Annotated in this window: 17 protein-coding genes and 1 pseudogene; 5 read left to right on the top strand and 13 right to left on the bottom strand. The window is 72.5% G+C overall.

Annotated elements, in window-relative coordinates; all coding sequences use genetic code 11:
- Positions 1-46: 46 nt before the first annotated feature.
- The 12 genes and pseudogenes from moeZ to AB0G20_RS15460 all read right to left on the bottom strand — a co-directional run bounded on the left by moeZ (position 47) and on the right by AB0G20_RS15460 (position 14823).
- Positions 47-1225 carry an adenylyltransferase/sulfurtransferase MoeZ gene (gene moeZ, locus AB0G20_RS15515; RefSeq protein ID WP_361301661.1) on the bottom strand — a complete coding sequence of 393 codons (1179 nt, stop codon included), beginning with the start codon at positions 1223-1225 and terminating at the stop codon, positions 47-49.
- A gap of 63 nt (positions 1226-1288) precedes the next feature.
- Positions 1289-2038 (bottom strand): spherulation-specific family 4 protein, encoded by a 750-nt coding sequence (locus AB0G20_RS15510; protein ID WP_361301658.1) that lies wholly within the window; start codon positions 2036-2038, stop codon positions 1289-1291.
- Positions 2026-2985 (bottom strand): NAD-dependent epimerase/dehydratase family protein, encoded by a 960-nt coding sequence (locus tag AB0G20_RS15505; RefSeq protein WP_361301655.1) that lies wholly within the window; start codon positions 2983-2985, stop codon positions 2026-2028. Before AB0G20_RS15505 ends, AB0G20_RS15510 begins: the two co-directional genes overlap by 13 nt.
- A gap of 129 nt (positions 2986-3114) precedes the next feature.
- Positions 3115-4440, bottom strand: coding sequence for a hypothetical protein (locus tag AB0G20_RS15500; RefSeq protein ID WP_361301652.1), 1326 nt, complete (start codon positions 4438-4440; stop codon positions 3115-3117).
- A complete protein-coding gene (locus AB0G20_RS15495) occupies positions 4437-6188 on the bottom strand; it encodes a DUF3492 domain-containing protein (RefSeq protein ID WP_361301649.1) in 1752 nt (583 codons plus the stop codon). Before AB0G20_RS15495 ends, AB0G20_RS15500 begins: the two co-directional genes overlap by 4 nt.
- Positions 6189-6377: 189 nt before the next feature.
- On the bottom strand, positions 6378-7970 hold the full coding sequence (locus tag AB0G20_RS15490; RefSeq protein ID WP_361301646.1) for an ABC transporter ATP-binding protein: 1593 nt from the start codon (positions 7968-7970) through the stop codon (positions 6378-6380).
- A complete protein-coding gene (locus AB0G20_RS15485) occupies positions 7967-8965 on the bottom strand; it encodes an ABC transporter permease (protein WP_361301643.1) in 999 nt (332 codons plus the stop codon). Before AB0G20_RS15485 ends, AB0G20_RS15490 begins: the two co-directional genes overlap by 4 nt.
- Positions 8962-10046, bottom strand: a pseudogene (locus AB0G20_RS15480) (ABC transporter permease). The gene AB0G20_RS15485 and the pseudogene AB0G20_RS15480 overlap by 4 nt, the downstream one beginning before the upstream one ends.
- A gap of 4 nt (positions 10047-10050) precedes the next feature.
- Positions 10051-11769, bottom strand: a complete 1719-nt coding sequence (locus AB0G20_RS15475) for an ABC transporter substrate-binding protein (RefSeq protein WP_361301640.1) — start codon at positions 11767-11769, stop codon at positions 10051-10053.
- A gap of 167 nt (positions 11770-11936) precedes the next feature.
- A complete protein-coding gene (locus tag AB0G20_RS15470; RefSeq protein ID WP_361301637.1) occupies positions 11937-12029 on the bottom strand; it encodes an Ms4533A family Cys-rich leader peptide in 93 nt (30 codons plus the stop codon).
- A gap of 68 nt (positions 12030-12097) precedes the next feature.
- A complete protein-coding gene (locus tag AB0G20_RS15465; RefSeq protein WP_361301634.1) occupies positions 12098-13768 on the bottom strand; it encodes a DUF3152 domain-containing protein in 1671 nt (556 codons plus the stop codon).
- Positions 13769-13776: 8 nt separating this feature from the next.
- On the bottom strand, positions 13777-14823 hold the full coding sequence (locus AB0G20_RS15460) for an alpha/beta hydrolase (protein WP_361301631.1): 1047 nt from the start codon (positions 14821-14823) through the stop codon (positions 13777-13779).
- A 255-nt stretch (positions 14824-15078) separates the two neighbouring features.
- Between AB0G20_RS15460 and AB0G20_RS15455 the strand changes: the two genes are divergently transcribed.
- The 4 genes from AB0G20_RS15455 to AB0G20_RS15440 all read left to right on the top strand — a co-directional run bounded on the left by AB0G20_RS15455 (position 15079) and on the right by AB0G20_RS15440 (position 17017).
- Complete coding sequence (locus AB0G20_RS15455) at positions 15079-15303, top strand: hypothetical protein (protein WP_361301628.1); 225 nt, start codon at positions 15079-15081, stop codon at positions 15301-15303.
- Between the two features lie 207 nt (positions 15304-15510).
- Positions 15511-16158 carry a TetR/AcrR family transcriptional regulator gene (locus AB0G20_RS15450; RefSeq protein ID WP_031132394.1) on the top strand — a complete coding sequence of 216 codons (648 nt, stop codon included), beginning with the start codon at positions 15511-15513 and terminating at the stop codon, positions 16156-16158.
- A gap of 134 nt (positions 16159-16292) precedes the next feature.
- The gene (locus tag AB0G20_RS15445) at positions 16293-16520 is read left to right on the top strand and encodes a DUF3107 domain-containing protein (RefSeq protein ID WP_248504549.1); all 228 of its coding nucleotides are present in this window, start codon (positions 16293-16295) and stop codon (positions 16518-16520) included.
- Between the two features lie 227 nt (positions 16521-16747).
- On the top strand, positions 16748-17017 hold the full coding sequence (locus AB0G20_RS15440; protein WP_361301623.1) for a hypothetical protein: 270 nt from the start codon (positions 16748-16750) through the stop codon (positions 17015-17017).
- A 73-nt stretch (positions 17018-17090) separates the two neighbouring features.
- Here AB0G20_RS15440 and AB0G20_RS15435 read toward each other — a convergent pair whose 3' ends face one another.
- Positions 17091-17840 carry a ferritin-like fold-containing protein gene (locus tag AB0G20_RS15435; RefSeq protein ID WP_248504544.1) on the bottom strand — a complete coding sequence of 250 codons (750 nt, stop codon included), beginning with the start codon at positions 17838-17840 and terminating at the stop codon, positions 17091-17093.
- Positions 17841-18315: 475 nt separating this feature from the next.
- Between AB0G20_RS15435 and AB0G20_RS15430 the strand changes: the two genes are divergently transcribed.
- Positions 18316-20874: a DEAD/DEAH box helicase gene (locus tag AB0G20_RS15430; RefSeq protein WP_361301620.1), complete on the top strand. Its 2559-nt coding sequence runs from the start codon at positions 18316-18318 to the stop codon at positions 20872-20874.
- Positions 20875-20940: the final 66 nt, after the last annotated feature.

Raw genomic sequence — 20940 nt, 5'->3', positions numbered from 1 at the left:
TCGTGCCCGAAGCCCCCGCCGCTCGGAAAGGGAGGCCGGATACGGCTCAGTACACCGGCTTGGCCGGCTCGATCTGGTTGACCCAGCCGATCACGCCACCGCCGACGTGGACCGCGTCCGAGAAGCCCGCGGACTTCAGGACCGCGAGGACTTCCGCACTGCGGACACCCGTCTTGCAGTGCAGGACGATCTTCTTGTCCTGCGGGAGGCTCTCCAGGGCGGTGCCCATGAGGAACTCGTTCTTCGGGATCAGCCGGGCGCCCGGGATGGAGACGATCTCGTACTCGTTCGGCTCGCGGACGTCGATGATGTCGATGCTCTCGCCGTCGTCGATCCACTCCTTGAGCTGCTTGGGAGTGATCGTGGAGTCGGCGGCCGCCGCCTGGGCCTCTTCGGAGACGACGCCGCAGAAGGCCTCGTAGTCGATGAGCTCGGTGACGGTCGGGTTCTCGCCGCAGACCGCGCAGTTCGGGTCCTTGCGGACCTTGACCTGGCGGTACTGCATCTCCAGGGCGTCGTAGATCATCAGTCGGCCGACCAGCGGATCGCCGATGCCGGCGAGGAGCTTGATGGCCTCGTTGACCTGGATGGAGCCGATGGACGCGCACAGCACGCCCAGGACGCCGCCCTCGGCGCAGGAGGGGACCATGCCGGGGGGCGGGGGCTCCGGGTACAGGCAGCGGTAGCAGGGGCCGTGCTCGGACCAGAAGACGGACGCCTGGCCGTCGAAGCGGTAGATCGAGCCCCAGACGTACGGCTTGTTCAGCAGCACGCAGGCATCGTTGACCAGGTAGCGGGTCGCGAAGTTGTCCGTGCCGTCGACGATCAGGTCGTACTGGCTGAAGATGTCCATCACGTTGTCGGCCTCGAGCCGCTCCTCGTGAAGGATCACGTTCACGTACGGGTTGATCCCCTTGACGCTGTCGCGGGCGGACTCCGCCTTGGGGCGGCCGATGTCGGCCTGGCTGTGGATGATCTGGCGCTGCAGGTTCGACTCGTCGACCTCGTCGAACTCCACGATGCCGAGGGTGCCGACGCCCGCGGCGGCCAGGTACATCAGCGCCGGCGAGCCCAGGCCGCCGGCGCCCACACACAGCACCTTGGCGTTCTTCAGCCGCTTCTGCCCGTCCATCCCCACGTCGGGGATGATCAGGTGGCGGGAGTACCTGCGGACCTCGTCTACGGTGAGCTCGGAAGCCGGCTCGACCAGGGGTGGCAGCGACACGGGGACTCCGTTGGTCGGTCAATCACTACGGTTGTTCTCCCCGTAACAGTGCCATGCCCTTTTTCATTCCGAGACACCCGTTCCGATACGCGAGACGAATTCGTCCCAGTAGCCGGGCATGGCCTCCCAGGGGTCGGTGCGGCCCCCGCCGTCCGTGTGGTCGGTGATCCAGACCGTCGCGGCGCCCTGCCAGCGGGCGATACGCAGCGCCTCGGCCAGGTGGGGGCGGGGCACGCCGTGGACGAAGTGGCAGAAGCGCTCGGGCGAATGGTCCGCGGTCCACTCGGCCACCTGCGACCAGCGGTAGTCGCTCCAGGGCCCGGAGAAGGTGACCAGTTGGTCGGCGAGCTCGACGTAGCCGGGGTGCGGGTGGATGCCGTGGCCGAGGACGATGTGGGCAGCGTCACGGACCACGCGGAGCGTGGCGACCGTGCGGCGGACCTCGGGCAGCCCGGCGTGGTCCGCGGGGCAGCGCTCCAGGAGAAATCCGTCGACCTGGTACCAGTCGACGAACCGGTGGGCGTCCGAGATCAGCTCGCCGAAGTTCCGGGTGCCGTACCGGGTGTCGAGGTGGCCGAGGACGCGGACACCCGCGTTGCGCAGGCGGCCGGCCGCCTCCAGGCAGTGCGGGTCGGGGCGGGCGCCGGGGCCGTCGGCCACGTTGAGGACGACCCAGTGCAGCGGGGTGCCGGGGCGGGTCAGCTCGCCCCACTCGGTGGGGGCGAGGAGGGGGTGCGCGTAGCCGGGGACGCCGACGCCGGGGCGGAGTTCCGTGCCCGAGGTGCGTCGCCGGGATCGGGTCAGATGCGGCATGCCGCCTCCATCCAGATGTCGGCGAGGGACTCCTCCAGGCCGATCCGGGGGCGCCAGCCGAGCCGGTCGCGCGCGGTGCGCACGTCGGCCTGCTGCCAGCTGCCGCAGCCGTCCGGGTACGGGTACGCGACGGGGGGCGCGTGGTCGGGGTCGGGGCGGGGGTGGCCGATGGCCGCGCGCAGGGCACCGGGCGGGCCGTCGAGTTCGTGGAGAGCACCGCCGTATCCGGCGACGCGGGCCAGGACCGCGGCGGCGTCGCGCAGGCGTACGGCGCGGCCGGAGCCGATGTTGATGACGCCCTGCGCGGCGGAGAGCGAGGCGGCGTGGACGGCACGGGCCACGTCACGGACGTCGACGAAGTCGCGCTGCGCGCCGAGGCCGCCGAGTTTCAGCTCGCCGTCGCCGGACTGCATGGCGCGGCGCATGGCCTCGGCGAGACGGCCCAGCGGGGAGCCGGCAGGGGTGCCTGGTCCGGCCGGTGAGAAGACGCGCAGGACGACGGCGTCCAGGCCGGAGCCGAGGACCAGTTCGGTGGCGGCGAGTTTGCTGACGCCGTACGGACCGCCGGGCCGGGGCACGGCGTCCTCGGCCGTGGAGGAGCCGGGCTGGCTCGGGCCGTACTCCGCGCTGCAGCCGATCTGCACCAGCCGGGCGCCGCAGCCGCTGCGGCGCAGGGCCTCGCAGACGGTGGCCACGGCGACGGTGTTGTGGCGGGTGAGCTCGCGGGCCCCGCCACGGGTGGCGCCGGCGCAGTTGACGACGACACCCGGGTGGACCGCGTCGAGGAAGCGGGTGAGGGCGCCGGGGCTGCCGGAGGCGAGGTCGAAGCGGACGTCGGCGTCGTCACCGCGGCCGAGGGCGGTGAGTTGCACGGCCGGGTCGGCGAGCAGACGGTCGGCGACGAAGCGCCCGATGTAGCCGTTGGCTCCGATCAGCAGGACTCTCATCGCGCGGCTCCCCATGTCGCCGGGGCTCCTGGGTGGGTGATCATGCGGGTTCTCCTCGAGGCGGAAAGGGCGGGAAGGAACGGATGGGACGGGTGCTGCCTGCGGCGGTGGGGCCGGTGCCCGCGGCGGTCACCGTGCGGGCTCCGGCGGTGCGTGGGCCGAGGCCCGGGTGAGCTTGCGGGTGGTGTGGACCAGGAGGGCCAGGGCCGCCGCTCCGCAGGCGAGCGTGGGGACGCTGCCGGCGCCCCAGGTCGTGACGAGGGCTTCGACGGGGGTGGCCAGGAAGCCGAGACCGGGGAGGCGGGAGGCGAAGACCGTGGCGAGTGCGGCCGCCTCGACCGTGGCCGTCGCGGTGAGGACCACGGCGGGGGCGTAGGTGAAGCCGTGCGTGGTGAGGAGGCGGGCCAGGAAGAGGAGGGCGCCCAGGGCGAGGACCTGCGCGTAGGCCGCGGGCTCGTCGAGGACCGCCGCGCAGAGGGTGAGCAGGGCCGCCAGGGTGCCCAGGAACAGGGCGAAGGTGCCGAGCAGAAGGGGGCGTACGGAGGCGGCGAAGTCCTCCAGGCCGCGGCTGGCCGCGAGTTTGCGGCGGGCACGGGCGGTGAGGAGGTGCGCGGTCCAGGCGGCGGGCGCGCAGGCCAGGGCGAGGGCCAGGACCGGGGCCGCGGTGAGGGGCCAGGGGCCGTCGGCCGTGCCGGTGGGCAGGACGTCGGGGCCTCCGGTGAGAGCGCTGTGGAGCAGGCCGTTGCCCAGGAGGGAGTAGGTGAGGAGCCACACGGTCCACGGGGTGGTCCTGCCGGAGGCTGCGCCGGGTCGCGGTCCGGGCCGGCCCGCATCGGTCCTGCTCAGGGGGCCCCGGCGGAGGGCCGCGCGGAGGGCCAGGGCCACGGCGAGGGCACCGGCTGCGACCGCGAACAGGCGGGACCGCCCGTGGGTGAGGTGCACGGCGGCCACGGCGGCGGCGCACAGCGCACCGGGCAGGAGGGTCAGCAGTGCCCAGTCGGCGCGCACCCGGGGAGCGGTGGGCGGGGCGGGCGGGGACGTGTCTCCGTCACGGGAGATGCGCGCGTACATCTCCTCCGCGAGGGAGAAGACGTCCCGGTGGCGGAAGCGGGCGGCGGTCCGGTCGGTGATGCCGTGCGTCTCCAGTCCCGCGGCGATCTCGAGGGGGTCCACCGCCCGCTCGCAGAGCTCCCGGTGACGGTGCATCAGCGCCTTCACCGGGTCGGCAGCGCCCCGACGCGGGGTGGACGCCTTGCGGTCGGCGGCCGGCTCCGGCTTGCCGGGCACCAGGCGATCGGCGGCCGGCTCCCGGCTCCCGGGCACCTTGCGTGCGGCGACCGCCTCCGGGGTGGTCGAGTCCGTGGTCGCCGGGTCCGGTTCCTTCTCCGAGGGGGCGTCCCACGCTCCGGGGCTGGTCGGGCTTCCCGGACGGTCCAGTTCGCCCAAGTCGCTCATCGCGCACCCTCCGGGGCGGGGACGGACGTGGTGGCGCGTACGGGCCTGCCCGCCACCCAGCCGGGGCCGCTGCGAGCGGCGAGACTGGGCGACGCGGCGGTCCAGCGGACGGGGACGTGGGCCTCGGCGGGAACCGCGAACGGCAGCGCCTCCCCTGCTCCGTCGAGGACACGGCGGACGGGCGCACGCGAGACGATCTCCAGGTAAATGCCGTGAAATGCCTCGATGTTCTGCTCGACCGTGAACAGTTCGAGGGCACGGGCGCGAGCGGCGGCGCCCAGACGCGCACGGCGCTCGGGGTCGCGCAGCAGTGCCACGCACGCCTCCGCGAGCGCCCGTGGGTTGCGCGGCGGTACGACGAGCCCCGTGCCGCCGATGGCCTCCACGACCGCGCCGACGTCCGTCGACACCGTCGCGCGCCCGCAGAGCATGGCCTCGACGAGGCCGAGGGGGAAGCCCTCGACGACGCTGGAGAGGACGGTCACGGCACCCGAGGCGTAGGCGTCGGCAGCGACCGGGAGTTCGGGGCCGCCGATCTCCTCGAAGGACACCGGGTTGTCGCCGGCGGCGTGCGGGCCCTCCGCCTCGTCGGGGAAGAGCTGGGCGGCCAGAGTCCTGCAGTGACCGAGGTAGGCCGCGCCCTGGGGGCCGGCGGGGGCGCCGACGATGCGCAGGCGCGTCCTCGGCTCCTGCTTGCGGACCTCCGCGAAGGCGTGCAGGAGAGAGACCAGGTCCTTGGCGGGCTCGACGCGGCCGACCCAGACGAGTGTGTCCGGGTCCGCGCAGTCCGGGGACTCGCCCACCTCGGCGAAGGACCGGGCGTCCATGCCGGGGTAGACCGTGCGGAGCTTCTCGCGGTCGGCGCCGCAGTGCTCCTGCCAGCGGCGGGCGTGCGTGTTGCCCGCGGTGACGACCTCGGCCCGCCCGTAGGCCTCGGCCGCGAGTCGGCCCTGGAAGGCCGCCAGCAGGGACCGTACGGCGGGTGGGGCGTCCGGGGCGGTGAGGTAGTGCGTCCGCAGGCGCACTCCGTACTCGGTCACCATCAGGGGCACGCCGGTGAAGTGCCGGGCCAGCAGGCCGGGCAGGACGGCGGTGCCGCCGGACGCGGCGTGACAGAGGTCGACCGCACCGAGCCCGTCGTCCTCGTACCAGTCGAGGGAGAGGGGGCGCAGGGCGCGTTCCAGATGAGCGGCGACGGAGAGCAGATCCGGTACGCGCGCCTCGCGCGCCGCGCGATGGGCGCCGGGCGCACGGCAGGCGCGTTCCAGGGTGCGTACGGCGGCCTCCGACCGGAGAGCCCCCGCCAGCCCGCCCTCGTCGCGGGCGAGTTCGGCGAGCCCGTACAGAGCGTTGGCGAAACGGTCCGCCTCAGAGGCGGGCGCACCCTCGGGGAGCCCGGCGGCGGCACTGGAGGCCCCTTGGGGGATCTTCCCGGCGGCACTGGAGCCACCCCCCGACGCCCCGCACAGCACGGCAGCCAGTTCCCCGAAGCACTCGGTGAACCGCCGGCGTGCGCGGCGCCCGAGCACCACCTCGTCGTCCTCGGCCATCCACAGCGATGCGGTGCGCACCCTGCGGACGTTCGGCGACAGCGGGACCCAGCCCTCGTCCTCCTGGTGCTCGCTGCGGCTGAACGCGTAGACGTCGAACTCGTGCTGGGCGAGCCCGCGCACCAGCCGGTCGCACCAGAGCCTGGCGTCACCGCTCACATACGGATAGCCACCCTCCGTAAGCAGTCCGATGCGCACGAGTGCACCCCCGATCTCCCGTATGGGGAGCCGCCGTTGCCCGGCGGCTCGCAGCGGGACGAACGTATGCGGACAAGGCGGTGGTGCGACGGACGGTTGTCCGTCGCACCACCAAAAGGGGTGAACGGTCGTAACTTTCCCGTGCGGGTCGCGTTCTGTCGCGCTAGGAGATCAAGCGGACACGGATCGTCATGCCGCGGCCAACTCCCGTCGTTGCGCCCGGCGTCGCGCGGCGGCCTCCGGGTCGAGCGCCGGTACGGCGGCCAGCAGCTGCCTGGTGTAGGGGTCGCGCGGCGACTCGTACACCTCTCCGACGGGCCCTTCCTCGACGATCCTGCCCCGCCGCATCACCGCGACCCGGTCGCTGACCTGGCGGACGACGGCCAGGTCGTGGGCGACGAAGACCAGCGCGAGCCCGAGTTCGCGCTGCAACTCCCCCAGCAGGTGGACCACATGGGCCTGGGTCGTGACGTCGAGGGCCGAGACCGGTTCGTCGCAGACGATGACGCGCGGGTCGGCCGCGAGGGCCCGGGCGATGCCGACACGCTGGCGTTGCCCGCCGCTGAACTCATGGGGGTAGCGGTCGTAGTGCGCCGCTTCGAGCCCCACGCGCTCCAGCAGGTCCCCCACGCGCTCCCGGATGCGCCCCTCCTGCCGCTCGCCCCGCGCCCGCAGCGGGTCGGCGATGGACTCGCCCACGCTGCGGCGGGGGTTGAGGGAGGAGACGGGGTCCTGGAAGACCATCTGCACGGCCGGATTCACGCCGGTGTGCGCGCGGCCCTCGAAGCTCAGCGATCCCGCCGTCGGCTCCAGCAGGCCGACGAGCATGCGCCCGAGGGTCGTCTTGCCGCTGCCGCTCTCGCCGACGATCCCGAGGGTCTCGCCGCGGCGCAGGGTCAGCGACACGTCGTCCACGGCCGTGAACGCCCGCTTCCCGCGCCCGAACTCGCGCTGGAGGCCGGTCGCCTCCAGGACGACCTCCTCGGGGTCCGTCGAGGCCTTCCGCGGCGCGTCCAGCCGGGGGACGGCGGCCAGCAGCTCCCTGGTGTACGGCTGGGCCGGTGCGCCCAGCACGCCGGCGACCGGGCCGTGCTCGACCGCCCTGCCGTGCCGCATCACCAGCACCTCGTCGACGCTCTCGGCGGCCACGCCCACGTCGTGCGTGACGAGCAGCAGGCCCATGCCGGTCTCCTCGCGCAGCGTGTGCAGCAGGTCGAGGACCTGGGCCTGGACCGTCACGTCGAGGGCGGTCGTCGGCTCGTCGGCGATCAGCAGCCGGGGTTCGCACGCGAGCGCCATGGCGATCAGGGCGCGCTGGCGCATGCCGCCGCTGAACTCGTGCGGCCGGGACCGGGACCGTCGAGCGGCGTCCGGGATGCCCACCCGGTCGAGGACCTCGACGGCACGCGCGCGTGCCGCACGCCGGGACACGCGCGCGTGCACGCGGTACACCTCGGCGATCTGGTCGCCGATCGCGTAGTACGGGTCCAGGGAGGAGAGCGGGTCCTGGAACACCATGGCGGCCTGCCCGCCGCGCAGCCGCCGCAGTTCCTCGTCGGAGGCCCGCTGCACATCGGTGCCGGCCACCTCGACCGAGCCCTCGACCCGCGCGCCCGTGCCGCGGTGCAGGCCGAGCAGGGCGGACGCCACGGTCGACTTGCCCGAGCCGGACTCGCCGACCAGGGCCAGCGCGGCGCCCTCCTCCAGCCGGAAGGAGAGATCGTCGACCGCGCGCAGCGCGCCGAAGTCCACGCGCAGGCCGGTCACGTCGACCAGACTCATGTCAGCACCACCCGTCGGTCGGCCACCGCGTACAGGACGTCCGCGACGGCGTTGGCGAGGACCACGAAGAATCCGATGACCAGGACCATGCCGACCACGACCGGCAGGTCGACGACGTTGACGGCATGGACGAGTTCCTGTCCGATGCCCGGCAGGCCGAAGAGCGTCTCGGTGAGCACCGCGCCGCCGATCGCCGACCCGACGTTGTTGGCGTTCAGCGCGATGACCGGCGCGAACGCACCGCGCAGCGCGTGCCACCCGACGATCGACCGCTCGCCGACGCCATAGGCGCGGAAGGTGCGGATGTGGTCCTCGGCCAGCGTCTCCAGCATCGACGCCCGGGTCAGCCGGGCGAACGCGGCGGCCTCAATGAGGGCGAGCGACAGCCAGGGCAGCAGCAGGTTCCACGCCCACTGTTCGGGGTCGTCGGTGAGGGCGACGTACTGCGGGAAGGGCAGCAGCCGCAGTTCGCCGCAGACGACGATCATCAGGACCAGGCCGATCACGAAGACCGGAGTGGCCGTGCCGGCGAGGGTGACGCCGGTGAGCACCCGCTCGGAGAACCGGCCGCGCCGCCAGGCGGAGAGCACGCCGGTGCCGACCCCGAGGATCAGCCAGAGCACCATCGCCCCGGCCACCAGGGACAGACTGACCGGCAGCTTCGCCCAGATCAGCTGCGTGACCTGCTGGTCGCTCTGGTACGACAGGCCGAGGCAGGGGGCGGAGCAGTGCTGCACGGACGTACCCGTCGAGTAGTCCTGGCCGGCGACGAGGCCCTGGAGGAAGTGTCCGTACCGCACGAACAGCGGGTCGTCCAGGTTCAGTTGCCGAGCCACCTGGTGCACCTGTTCCGGTGAGCAGCGCGGGCCGCAGGTGATCTGGGCGACGTTGCCGGGAGTGGCGTAGAAGACGACGTAGACGATCACCGAGATGGCGAGCAGGGTGACCGCGGCGCCGACGGCCCGGCGCAGGACGAAACCGGTGAAGCCGTTCATGCCGTGCCTCCCTCGGCCGTCTTCGACTCCCGCCTGCGTCCCGTCCCGACGCGCAGCCGGGAGGCCGCGCGCGGGTCGAGCGCGGTGCGGACCCCGTCGCCGAGGACCGTGAGGGCGAGCACCGTGACGAACAGGGCGCCCGCGGGCAGCAGCAGGTACTGCGGGGCGGCCTGGTACCAGACGTCGGCGGCGGTGAGCATCTGTCCCCAGGAGGGCGTCGGCGGCTTCACGCCCACGCCGAGGAAGGACAGCGCGGCCTCGACGGTGATGTTCGTCGGCACGAGCAGCGCGGCGTACGTGATGACGGGCGCGGCGATACCGGGCAGGAGTTCGCGGCGGGCGATGCTCCAGATGCCCCAGCCGCTGAGCCGGGCCGCGGAGACGTGGTCGAGTTCCTTGAGGGTGAGCGTCTGCGCCCGCACGATCCGGGCGATGTTGCCCCAGCCGATCAGGCCGATGACGAGGGCGACGAGCACCGGCCGCGGGAAGCTCGACGGCACGATCGCGAGCAGCGCCAGCGACATGATCATGAGCGGCATGGCGACGATGATGTCCGTGAACCGGCTCAACAGTTGATCAACCCATCGCTTCCCGAGCGCGGCCGCGACACCGAGGGTGATCCCGATGGCGACCTGCACGACGGTCGCGGCCAGCGCGACGCCCAGCGAGACGCGCGCGCCGTACACCAGCCGCGCGAACAGGTCCCGGCCGGTCTGCGGTTCGACGCCGAACCAGTGGTCGGCGCTCGCTCCGCCGAGCGACCCGATGGGCACGCCGCCGCGCGCGGAGTCCACGAGGGACGGGTGGTAGGTGGTCGGGTCCTGGCCCTCGAGGGCGGTGAGCAGCGGCGCGGCGAGCGCGACCAGGACGAGCAGCGCCGGTAGGTGGTCGGGTCCTGGCCCTCGAGGGCGGTGAGCAGCGGCGCGGCGAGCGCGACCAGGACGAGCAGCGCGACGACTCCCGCCGCGACGAGGGCGGCGCGCTGCGTGCGCAGCCGCCGCCAGAACTGACGGGCCCCCGAGGCGGCCGGGACGGAGGTGTCCGTCCCGATCGCCCCGGCGGCGAGAAGTGCCTCACTCACGGCGTCACTTCACCGCGACCTGCGAGATGTCCAGCACACCGGTCCAGTCGCTGATCACGATGTTCTTGACGTCCTCGCCGTAGAGGCGCTTGTAGACGGGGTGGAACAGCGGGACGGTCAGGGCCTTCTCGCCGATCTTCCTGTCCAGTGCACCCCACCTCTCGGCGGCCTGGTCAAGATCCGTCAACTTGTTGATCGCGTCGATCTCGGCATTGACCGACTTGTCGTTCAGCAGGCCCGTGTTGAAGTTCGCGCCGTCCTTGACGATCTGCCGGCCGTCGAAGATCGGGGCGAGGAACGGCCCGCCGGAGGGCCAGTCGGCGCCCCAGTGGGCGAGGAAGAAGCCGGGCTCGGACTTCACGTCGTGGATCTTGTCGGAGTAGTCGTTCTCCTCCAGGCCCTGCAGCTTGACCGTGATGCCGGCCTTCTTCAGCGCGTCCTGGACGGCGGTCGCGATCTCGGGGCTGGTCTCGAAGTCCTTGGCGTTGGAGTGCGTCAGCGTGATGGTGAGACCGTTCGCGTGACCGGCCTCCTTCAGCAGTGCCCTGGCCTTGGCCGGATCGCCGGCCTTGCCCGCCGGGAAGAGGTCGTACGGCGTGTGGCCGAAGGACTTCTGGTCCGGCAGGAAGGTCGTGGCGGGCTCGGCCAGCGCGGACCCGCCCGCGGCGTTGACCACGGACGACCGGTCGATGGCGTACGAGATGGCCTGCCGCACCTTGGCGTTGTCGAACGGCTTGATGGACGGGTTGAAGGCGAGGTAGTTGGTGTAGCCGAAGTGCCCGGTGCCGACGCGCGAGGCGAGGTCCTTGTCGCCGGTCACCTTGGCCAGTTCGGCCGGGCCGAGGTTGGTGTCCGTGGTGACCGCGGCGGCGTCCGCTCCCTGGGACGCGGACAGCCGCTGGTTGATCACGGACGAGTCGAGACCGGACCGTACGTCGATCTTGTCGGGGTAGGCCTTGCGCTCGGCGTCGGTCGTGGCGGACCAGTGCGTGTTGCGCTCCAGGACCAGCCGCTCACCGTCGTTCTCGTTCTCCACGACCTTGTACGGCCCGGAGGAGACCGGGTGCTCCTCGTACTTCGTACCCGTGTCCTTGCTCTTCGGGACGGGCGTGAACTGCGTCTGCGTGGCGAGGTAGGGGAACTCGCCCTCGGGCTTGTTCAGATGGAAGACGATGGTCCGCTCGTCCGGCGTCTCGATCGCGTCGAGGCCCTTCTTGTCCTTGTACGGCCCCTGGTAGTCAGCGGCACCGACCAGCCAGTCCCGCAGGTAGGGGGCGCCGCCCGACAGCTCGGGGGCGAAGGAGCGCTCGATGCCGTACTTGATGTCGGCCGAGGTGATCGGGGTGCCGTCCTCGTACTTCAGGCCCTTCTTCAGGGTGTACGTCCACACGGTCGCGTCCTTGTTGGGACGCCCGGTGTCGGTGGCGAGGTCGGGGACGACCTTCGCGCCGGCGGCGCCGTCCTCGCGGTTGCGGGTGGTGAGCGTACGGAAGACCAGGGACGGGACGTTGCCGCCTCCGGAGGTGTACAGCCGGGCCGGGTCGAAGTCCTGCTGGGGATTGGCGTTCAGGACCGTGAGGGTGCCGCCCTTGCGGGGCGTGGAGTCGCCGCCGGCGCCCTTGGCATCGTTGTCCTTCGGCCCGCAGGCGGCGGTACCCGCTGCCAGGACCAGGCTGACGGATGCCGCGGCCACGCGGCGCGCTGTGACGGACGGTTGGCGCATGGGAATGACGACCTCTCGGGAGGCGTCCCGGATCACGGATCTCGGATCGCGAGACGAAATGACGAAGGGTGAGACGAAAGAAGACAGACGTCTGCCCGGCGCCGGGTCGTCGAAGAAGCCGTGACCAGGTCACGGAGAGGGTGAGCGACGCGCGCCTCGGGCGGGCGTCAGCAACAGTGAATGTCGGCCACGCAGAGCGGGGTCACGCCGATGAGCGCCAGCTCGATGGCGGCGCGAACGGAGACGTGACGGGCGGACATGCCCAGAAATATGAACGAACTTTCCGAGCATGTCAACGCGAGCCGCGCCACACCGCCTGTGACGCCTGTCAACTCCCGGGATACGGCCAGGCGTTGGCACGGCAGCGGATGCCGTCGTGGTCGAGGAACTTGGTCTGCTGCTGCATGACCGGCGCGAGGTCGCCGTCCTTGTCGCAGGTGACGTGACCGTAGCCGAGGCGGTGGCCGACCTCGTGGTTGATCAGCATCTGCCGGTAGGCGTGGATCTTGCTGTCGCCGTAGGTCTCCGAGCCCTGCGCCCACCGGTAGGCGTTGATCATCACGCGCTCGGTCGCGGCCGAGTCGCAGGAGACGTTGTCCTCGGTGGTGTCCAGACCGGACTTGGCGCACCAGTCGGCCGTCGTGCCGGGGCTGGCGAGAGTGATCACGAAGTCGGGCTTGCCGGAGTAGATGCGCTCGAAGGTCCGCGCGCCGCTGTGGGCCCAGCTGCGCGGGTCGTTGAGCGTCTTCTGCACGGCGTCGGCGAACAGCGCGCCGTCCAGCCCGAGCCCCTGCTCCACGTCCACGCGGTAGGTGAACTTCTGCCCGGCACCCGGCGCCTTGGCGATGCCGGGAACGGCGTCGAACTTCCCGGAGCCCTTGAGTTCGGCGCCGAGCGAGTACGTCCTGCCCATCTTCTCGTCGTACGTCAGCGGCGCGGCCTCGGGGGCGGGTGCCCGGCCGTCCGCGCGGGACGCGGAGTCCCGGACGTCGCGGGCCTGGTCGGTGGCGGACTGCGACTGCACGCCGGCGCCGCCGGGGTCGTCGGCGACCTGCCCGGCGACGATGAAGGCCAGCACGGTGGTGACGGCCGCTGCCGCGATGCCGGTGAAGGCACGGCCCTTGCCGCCCTTGCCCGGCACGGGCGTGCCGGTGGGCCCCGCGTCGTCGTGGCCGCCGGACCCGGAGTCGGCCGGGGTGCCGGCGTTCCAGTCCGTGACGGAGGCGTAGGCGTCCGCGGCGTGCGCGGAGGCGGGCGTGCGGGGCGCGAAGACGTCGTCCTCCTCGTCGACGAAGGCGTTGAGATAGTCCTGCCGCGGCCCGGGCACGGGTGCCCGGCGCTGCCGCGGTATGGGCACACTCGCGCCGGCGGACCTACCGCCGTCCCCCCTCAACTCACCCCAGGCACCCCCGGCTTCCTGCTGCTCGGGGTGTCCGCCACGGGCGTGCGGGAAGCCGTGCGCGGGAGTCCCGTCGGGCGACCGCGGTACGCCGCGCGCCGGTGTGCCGCCGGGAACCCGGGGCACCCCGTGCGCAGGGGTGCCGTCCGGCAACCGGGGAACGCCCTGCGCGGGAGTCCCGCCGGCCGGCCGGGGAACACCCCGCGCCGGAGTCCCGTCAGCCAGCCGCGGCACGCCCTGCCCAGGTGTCCCGTCGGCAAGGCGGGGCACCCCGCGTACCGGTGTGCCGTCGGGCAGGCGGGGAAGACCCTGGGCCGGTGTGCCGTCCGGGTGCCAGCCGTCGGGCAGGCGCGGCATGCCGTGCGGCGGCGTCCCCTCCGTCGGCGCGGGCCGCGGGCCCGGCGTCCTGCGCGGGCCCTGCGAGGGCCAGCCGCCCTGCGGAGCACCGGGCGGTGCGGTCCGGGCACCCCGGCCGGCGTCCGGCGCCTGGCCCTGACCGGACCTCTGCCCCTGCGCGGACCCCGCCCGGCCGTCCCGTACTTCAGTTGTGTCCGCGCTGTCGCCCTTGACGACCGGCCCACGGCGGCTGTGGCGTCCCACGTCGCGCCTCAGCCCCCCATGCTCTCGTCGGTGCCTTCTCTGTCGACGGCGTCGCCCCCGGCATCCTCCCGGTCGGCCCGCCTCGCCCGCTGCGCGCCCAACTCTCCTGCTTCTTCGAGGAGTTCACGAAACGCCATGGCGACGGTCTCCGGGTACTCCATCATCGCCACATGACCCGCATCGGGCAACGTCACCAGCCGGGAGTCACGGAAGGCGCGAGCCGCCTTCCGGGCCATACGGAAGCCGACGAGCTGGTCACGGCCGCCGTAGACGAGGAGGGTCGGCGCGAGAACCCGTTCGGCCTGGCGCCACAGCCCCTGCTGGCCGCCCAGCGTGTACGCGTTGACGATCCCGCGCGCGGAGCGCGCCATTGCGTCCCAGAAGTAGGGCAGCCGCAGCCGCCGCTCCATCTCCTGCACGGCGTTGCGGAATCCTTCCGGCGTCACCCGCCCGGGATCCCCGTAACACAGCGCCATCACGCCCCGGACCCGCTGCTCCGCCGTCCACTCCCGGGTCAGCCGGGTGAAGAGCAGGGCGACGCCCGGCACCGCCAGCAGCCCCGTGGGCACGGCGGCGCGCTGCACTCGGATTTCCGGCAGAGCGGGCGACACAAGCGTGAGGGTACGGACCAGATCGGGACGAACCGCGGCGACACGGGTGGCGATGGCGCCGCCGAGCGAGTTCCCGAACAGGTGCACGGGACCGCGCCCGGAGGCGTCGAGGTAACGGATGACCGCGCGCGCGTGACCCGTGACGGAGTAGTTGCCGTCGTCCGGTGGCGGGGAGTCGCCGAAGCCCGGCAGGTCGAGGGCCTCGCCGTCGACGAAGCCGTCCAGCAGCGCCATCAGCGCCGACCAGTTCTGCGAGGAACCGCCGAGCCCGTGCACGTACAGCGCGGGCGGCAGGTCCTCGCGCGCGGGAGGCCTCGACCGGATCGTCAGCGTCACCCCGGGCAGCTCGACCGACCGCAGGCGCTCACCCTCCGCGACCCGGACGGTCCCCACCTTCGGCAGCACATTGGCGGGCGGCACGAACGGCAGCTCGGTCGAAGACATGCGGCAATGTTACGAGACGATCACGCAGTGACTCATGTGTTCGCCTGTGTTCGCCATCACAGGGATCGGCCAGTTGGGACGGCGGAAGAGGAGGCACCCGAGCGCGCGTGGGTAGCAGTCAATGGGATGAGCACTGCGTCACATCCCGGACGCGGATCGCATAGCGTCCGGATCGGGTGTCTCCTAGGCTCGTACAGAGGGCACCCGCGTGTGGCCCCTGCATTCCCAGGGACGTTCGTAGGAAGGGAGCCCAGCATGGCCGTAGACCCCACCGACCCGGAGACGTTCGAGGCCGAGGACGCGCAGGAGGCGCAGGAGTTCGACGTCGAGGCCCCCGAGGTCGACGCGGCCGAGCAGCAGGCGGACATCGCGCCGGACCGCGACGACCCGCTGACCGGCGTCGACCCGGCCCGGGCCAACGAGGCCGACCTGGTGGAGCAGGCCCGGATCGTCTCGCTCGACGAGGACGACTACCGGTGACGCTCGCCGCCGACGGGCGACGAGCAGCTCCTCCGAACAGGAAAGAGGCAGCATTTTGCCCGCTCTGACCCTGTTTGAAACCTCCGCAACCGCTTTCGTAACCGTCCGGTCCGTGAAATTCTGCGTTCTCACCGCGCGCACCACGGTTACCGAAAAGTACGATGGCGACGCGGCCAGATCCGCACATGGACGAACATGGGAGGCGGCGTGACAGCCATCGAGCAGACAGAGGCGGTTCGCCCGCGGGGCACACGCCTGCCGCGCCGTGCCCGACGCAACCAGCTCCTGGGCGCCGCCCAGGAGGTCTTCGTGGCCCAGGGCTACCACGCGGCCGCGATGGACGACATCGCGGAGCGCGCAGGCGTCAGCAAGCCGGTGCTCTACCAGCACTTCCCGGGCAAGCTCGACCTCTATCTCGCACTGCTGGACCAGCACTGCGAGTCGCTCATCCAGTCCGTACGGAACGCGCTCGCGTCGACGACCGACAACAAGCAGCGCGTCCGGGCGACGATGGACGCCTACTTCGCCTACGTCGAGGACGACGGCGGTGCGTTCCGCCTGGTCTTCGAGTCGGACCTGACGAACGAGCCCGCCGTGCGCGAGCGCGTCGACAAGGTCACCAACGAGTGCGCGGAGGCGATCTGCGACGTCATCGCCGAGGACACCGGCCTGTCACGCGCGGAGTCGATGCTGCTCGCCTCGGGCCTGGGCGGTCTCGCCCAGGTGGTGGCCCGTTCCTGGCTGCACAGCGACCGCAGCGTGCCCCGCGACCAGGCGGTGCAGCTGCTCACCTCGCTGGCCTGGCGCGGTATCGCGGGATTCCCGCTGCACGGCATGGACCAGCCGCACCACTGACGGCGCTTTGTTCCCGCCCGATGTTCGCTCGTGGCGTTCTCGGGCGGAGCATGTACGTCCCCTCACCGGGCTAATGTGTGCTGCGTACGGCGCGGAAGGTCGCGCACATCACTGACCGTCGGAGGGACATAGCCGTGGAGGTCAAGATCGGCGTGCAGCACGCGCCCCGCGAGATCGTTCTGGAGAGCGGTCAGACTGCCGAGGAGGTCGAGCGGGCCGTTTCCGAGGCACTGGCCGGGAAGTCGCCGCTGCTGAGCCTCGTGGACGAGCACGGCCGCAAGGTCCTGGTCCCGGCCGACCGTCTCGCCTACATCGAGATCGGCGAGCAGGCCCCGCGCAAGGTGGGCTTCGGCGCGCTGTAGGCGCAGATGTGGAGCGGGGCGGGACGGCTGGCGGCCGACCCGCCCCGTTTGCATTGCTCTCCCCCGGACACCCCTTCCGCGTGGCCCTCGACTTCCCCTTGCGGCGCACCGCTTCCTCCACGGATGGAGCACAAGTCGCCCACAGGGGTGGATTGGATTCCGCAGGTCAGGGGTAAGACGGGCTACGACCGATTTGGGCAGGCCGGCCATGTGGGAGGGACCCCGACATGCTCCTGGAAACGCTGAGTTCCGCGATCCTCGGCCTGGCTCTGGCGTGGGCGGCCACTCACCGCCTGCCGCACCGTCTCCCGGCGCGTCCCATGGTCCTGTCGACCGGCGTCGCCGGTGCCCTCTTCGGGGCCTTCGTCATGCACAGCGCGCTGGACGCCGGGCACGTGCTGCTCGTCCTGCTCGGCGCGGTGATCGTCTCCGTGGCCTCGCTGTCGCTGCTGCTGCGCCCCGCGGGAAGACTGCGCCGCCGGTCGGCGACCGCGTGAGGGGTCGCCGACGGTGGCGGCGCTGACGACGCGGCCCGGCCGCTCGGCGATGGACTAGGGCCTGTCGTTTGGATCAGGCGGCCAGCCCCAGCGCGGCCATCCGCTTGGTGTGGGCCTCGGTGATCCGGGAGAACATCTTGCCGACCTCGGCGAGGTCGAAGCCGTCCGCGACACCGCCCACCAGCATGGTCGACAGCGCGTCCCGGTCGGCTACCACCCGCTGGGACTGCGACAGGGCCTCGCCCATCAGCCGCCGTGCCCACAGCGCGAGCCGCCCGCCCACACGCGGGTCGGCGTCGATCGCGGCCCGCACCTTCTCCACGGCGAAGCCGCCGTGCCCCGTGTCGTCGAGCACGGCCAGCACCAGGTTGCGGGAGTCGGAGTCCAGCCGGGCGGCGACCTCGCGGTAGAAGTCGCTGGCGATGGAGTCGCCGACGTAGGCCTTCACGAGTCCCTCCAGCCAGTCCGAGGGAGCCGTCTGCTTGTGGAACCCGTCGTACGCGGCGACGAACGGCTCCATCGCCCGCGTCGGCTCCTCCCCGATCTCGGCGAGCCGGTCGCGCAGCCTCTCGAAGTGGTGGAACTCCGCCGACGCCATCTTCGCCAGCTCCGCCTTGTCCGCCAGCGTCGGCGCCAGCTTGGCGTCCTCCGCGAGCCGCTCGAACGCCGCCAGCTCCCCGTACGCGAGCGCACCGAGCAGGTCCACGACCGCGGCGCGGTACTGAGGGTCGGCGGAGGCCGTCGCCCAGTCCCGGGCGGCGACTGAGGTGTCTTCGGCGGCAGCGGTGTCCGAGGCGTTCTCAGGCTTGTCAGAGCTCGTCATGAAGCGCACAATAGCCCGCCCGCCGGGAGGCGTAAGGCCCTGGTCAATCACTGTGACGACGACTACGTGACCAAATCGGCCATCGCATGTGCGCGATTCCGGGGTATGGTGGTAATGCGCCTGCTGGTACGTCGACGTACCTCGACAGGCCGCACGTATGAGGATGCCCGGTCGGAGGCCCGATCGGCTCCGACCCGACAGCCCTCCCCGGCCGTCCGCCACAGTGCGTACGAGACCCGGAGGGGGACACCCTCAGCGGCACGAGCGCTAGAGCGTCGGCGCGGTCCCGTGCTCTACGGCCCGCCCGTAGGCAGCCGACGTCCCCGGCACGGTCTGACACGACCCCGCGCTCGCCTCGCGCCGCCCACACAGAAGAGGCAGCACCCTGACTACGTTCCGAGAGCTCGGAATCCTTCCCGAGACCGCCGAGGCCCTGGAGGCCGTCGGCATCATCACTCCCTTCCCCATCCAGGAGATGACGCTCCCCGTGGCCCTTTCGGGCAAGGACGTCATCGGCCAGGCGAAGACCGGCACCGGCAAGACGCTGGGCTTCGGCCTCCCGCTCCTCGAGCGCGTCACCGTCCCCGCCGACGTCGAGGCCGGACGCGCCGAGCCCGAAGCCCTCACCGAGGCCCCGCAGGCGCTCGTCGTCGTCCCCACGCGCGAGCTGTGCACGCAGGTCACCAACGACCTGCTGACCGCGGGCAAGGTGCGCAATGTGCGCGTCCTCGCCATCTACGGCGGCCGGGCCTACGAGCCCCAGGTCGAGGCCCTGAAGAAGGGCGTCGACGTGGTCGTCGGCACCCCGGGCCGGCTGCTCGACCTCGCCGGGCAGAAGAAGCTGAACCTGAAGCACGTCAAGTCCCTGGTCCTCGACGAGGCCGACGAGATGCTCGACCTGGGCTTCCTGCCCGACGTCGAGAAGATCATCAACATGCTGCCGGTGCGGCGCCAGACCATGCTGTTCTCGGCGACCATGCCGGGAGCGGTCATCGGCCTCGCCCGCCGCTACATGTCGCAGCCCACGCACATCAGTGCCACGTCGCCGGACGACGCGGGCGCGACGGTCGCGAACACCAAGCAGTACATCTACCGCGCGCACAACATGGACAAGCCGGAGATGGTCGCGCGCATCCTGCAGGCCGACGGCCGGGGACTGGCCATGGTCTTCTGCCGCACCAAGCGCACGGCGGCCGATCTCGCCGACCAGCTCAAGCAGCGCGGCTTCGCCTCCGGCGCGGTCCACGGCGACCTCGGCCAGGGCGCCCGTGAGCAGGCGCTGCGGGCGTTCCGCAACGGCAAGGTGGACGTACTCGTCTGCACCGACGTCGCCGCCCGCGGTATCGACGTCGAGGGCGTCACGCACGTCATCAACTACCAGTCGCCGGAAGAGGAGAAGACGTACCTGCACCGCATCGGCCGTACGGGCCGCGCGGGCGCCAAGGGCATCGCGATCACGCTCGTCGACTGGGACGACATTCCGCGCTGGCAGCTGATCAACAAGGCGCTGGAGCTGGACTTCAACGACCCGCCGGAGACGTACTCCACGTCCCCGCACCTCTACTCCGACCTCGGCATCCCCGAGGGCACCAAGGGCCTCCTGCCGCGCTCGGAGCGCACGCGCGCCGGGCTGGACGCGGAGCAGCTGGAGGACCTGGGCGAGCCGGGCGGCCGCGGGCCGCGCGGACGCGACGGCCGAGGTGGCCGAGGTGGCCGCAGCGACCGGGACGAGTCCCGCTCGGCCGACCGCGAGCGGTCGTCGCGTACGCCGCGTCGCCGTCGCCGTACGCGCGGCGGGGCCGCGCTGGACGGCGCACCCGAGTCCGCCGGCGCCACCGCACCGGACACCACGGTCACCGGCGGCGCCGCCGAGGCGGACGCCGTGACGGCTCCGCGCACCCCGCGTCGCCGTCGCCGTACGCGCGGCGGGGCCCAGTCCGAGGCGGCCCCGGCCGCGGCGGTCGAGTCCCCCGTGTCCGAGCAGGCGGAGAGTGCCGTAGCGACAGCGGAGGGCACGGCCGTGGAGGCCACGGAGGCCTCTGAGACGGCTGCGAAGCCGCGTCGGCGCCGTACTCGCCGGTCGGAGACACCGGCGGTGGAGGCCGAGGCCGCGGTGACGCCGGCCGCGGAGCCGATCGTCGCCGAGGCCCCGGCCGCTGCGGATGCCGCGCTCCCCGAGGCTGCCGCCAAGCCGCGCCGCCGCACCCGTAAGGCCACGGCGGCGTCCGCGGCCGAGTCGGCCGTCGACACGGCCGAGGGGACCACCGAGTCCGCGCCGGAGACGGCGGAGACGAAGCCGCGCCGCACCCGTAAGACGGCCGCGAAGGCCGAGGCGAGCGTCGACACGGCCGAGGCGGCCGAGGCCAGGCCGCGCCGCGCCCGCAAGACGGCCGCCGCTGCGGAGGACACCGCCGAGACGGCCGAGGCGAAGCCCAGGCGTACGCGCAAGGCGACGGCAGCGGCCGAGTCCGCCGTCGACACCGCGGAGGCCGCCGAGGCCAAGCCGCGGCGCCGCACCCGCAAGACCGCCGAGACGGCCGAGACCGCGGTTACGGCCACGGCAGAGGCTCCCGAGGCCGCGGAGGCCAAGCCGCGCCGCACCCGCAAGGCTGCCGCCGCGGCGGAGGCCGCCGTCGACACGGCCGAGGGCACGGAGGCCAAGCCGCGCCGCCGGACCCGCAAGGCCGCCGAGCCGGCCCCGGCCGTCGCCGAGATCCCGGCCCAGACGGCGCAGGAGCCGGAGGCCGCCGAGGCCAAGCCGCGCCGGACGCGGAAGACGGCCGCAGCCGCCGAGGCCGCCGTCGACACGGCCGAAGGTACGGAGGCCAAGCCGCAGCGCCGCACCCGCAAGGCCGTCGAGCCCACCGAGATCCCCGCACAGGCGGATCAGGAGCCGGAGGCCGCCAAGCCGCGCCGCACGCGCAAGGCGACGACGTCCGCCACGGCTGTCGCTTCGGAGGACGCGGCGGAGGCGAAGCCAAGGGCCCGCCGCACCCGCAAGGCCACGGCGACCGCGGAGCCCACGGAGGGCTGATACACCCCTCTGCGACGGCCCGGCCCCCTCACAGGGAGCCGGGCCGTCGGCGTTCACCCCGGGCAC

The organism is Streptomyces sp. NPDC024017 (assembly GCF_040638895.1).
Classification (GTDB): domain Bacteria; phylum Actinomycetota; class Actinomycetes; order Streptomycetales; family Streptomycetaceae; genus Streptomyces.
This window is presented reverse-complemented; position numbering and strand designations above follow the sequence as displayed.

Bases quoted from the DNA above. Each gene is read 5' to 3' on its own strand.
- AB0G20_RS15510 (WP_361301658.1), bottom strand. From the start codon at position 2,038: ATGCCGCATCTGACCCGATCCCGGCGACGCACCTCGGGCACGGAACTC.
- AB0G20_RS15505 (WP_361301655.1), bottom strand. From the start codon at position 2,985: ATGAGAGTCCTGCTGATCGGAGCCAACGGCTACATCGGGCGCTTCGTC.
- AB0G20_RS15500 (WP_361301652.1), bottom strand. From the start codon at position 4,440: ATGAGCGACTTGGGCGAACTGGACCGTCCGGGAAGCCCGACCAGCCCC.
- AB0G20_RS15490 (WP_361301646.1), bottom strand. From the start codon at position 7,970: ATGAGTCTGGTCGACGTGACCGGCCTGCGCGTGGACTTCGGCGCGCTG.
- AB0G20_RS15485 (WP_361301643.1), bottom strand. From the start codon at position 8,965: ATGAACGGCTTCACCGGTTTCGTCCTGCGCCGGGCCGTCGGCGCCGCG.
- AB0G20_RS15475 (WP_361301640.1), bottom strand. From the start codon at position 11,769: ATGCGCCAACCGTCCGTCACAGCGCGCCGCGTGGCCGCGGCATCCGTC.
- AB0G20_RS15470 (WP_361301637.1), bottom strand. From the start codon at position 12,029: ATGTCCGCCCGTCACGTCTCCGTTCGCGCCGCCATCGAGCTGGCGCTC.
- AB0G20_RS15460 (WP_361301631.1), bottom strand. From the start codon at position 14,823: ATGTCTTCGACCGAGCTGCCGTTCGTGCCGCCCGCCAATGTGCTGCCG.
- AB0G20_RS15455 (WP_361301628.1), top strand. From the start codon at position 15,079: ATGGCCGTAGACCCCACCGACCCGGAGACGTTCGAGGCCGAGGACGCG.
- AB0G20_RS15440 (WP_361301623.1), top strand. From the start codon at position 16,748: ATGCTCCTGGAAACGCTGAGTTCCGCGATCCTCGGCCTGGCTCTGGCG.
- AB0G20_RS15435 (WP_248504544.1), bottom strand. From the start codon at position 17,840: ATGACGAGCTCTGACAAGCCTGAGAACGCCTCGGACACCGCTGCCGCC.
- AB0G20_RS15430 (WP_361301620.1), top strand. From the start codon at position 18,316: ATGACGCTCCCCGTGGCCCTTTCGGGCAAGGACGTCATCGGCCAGGCG.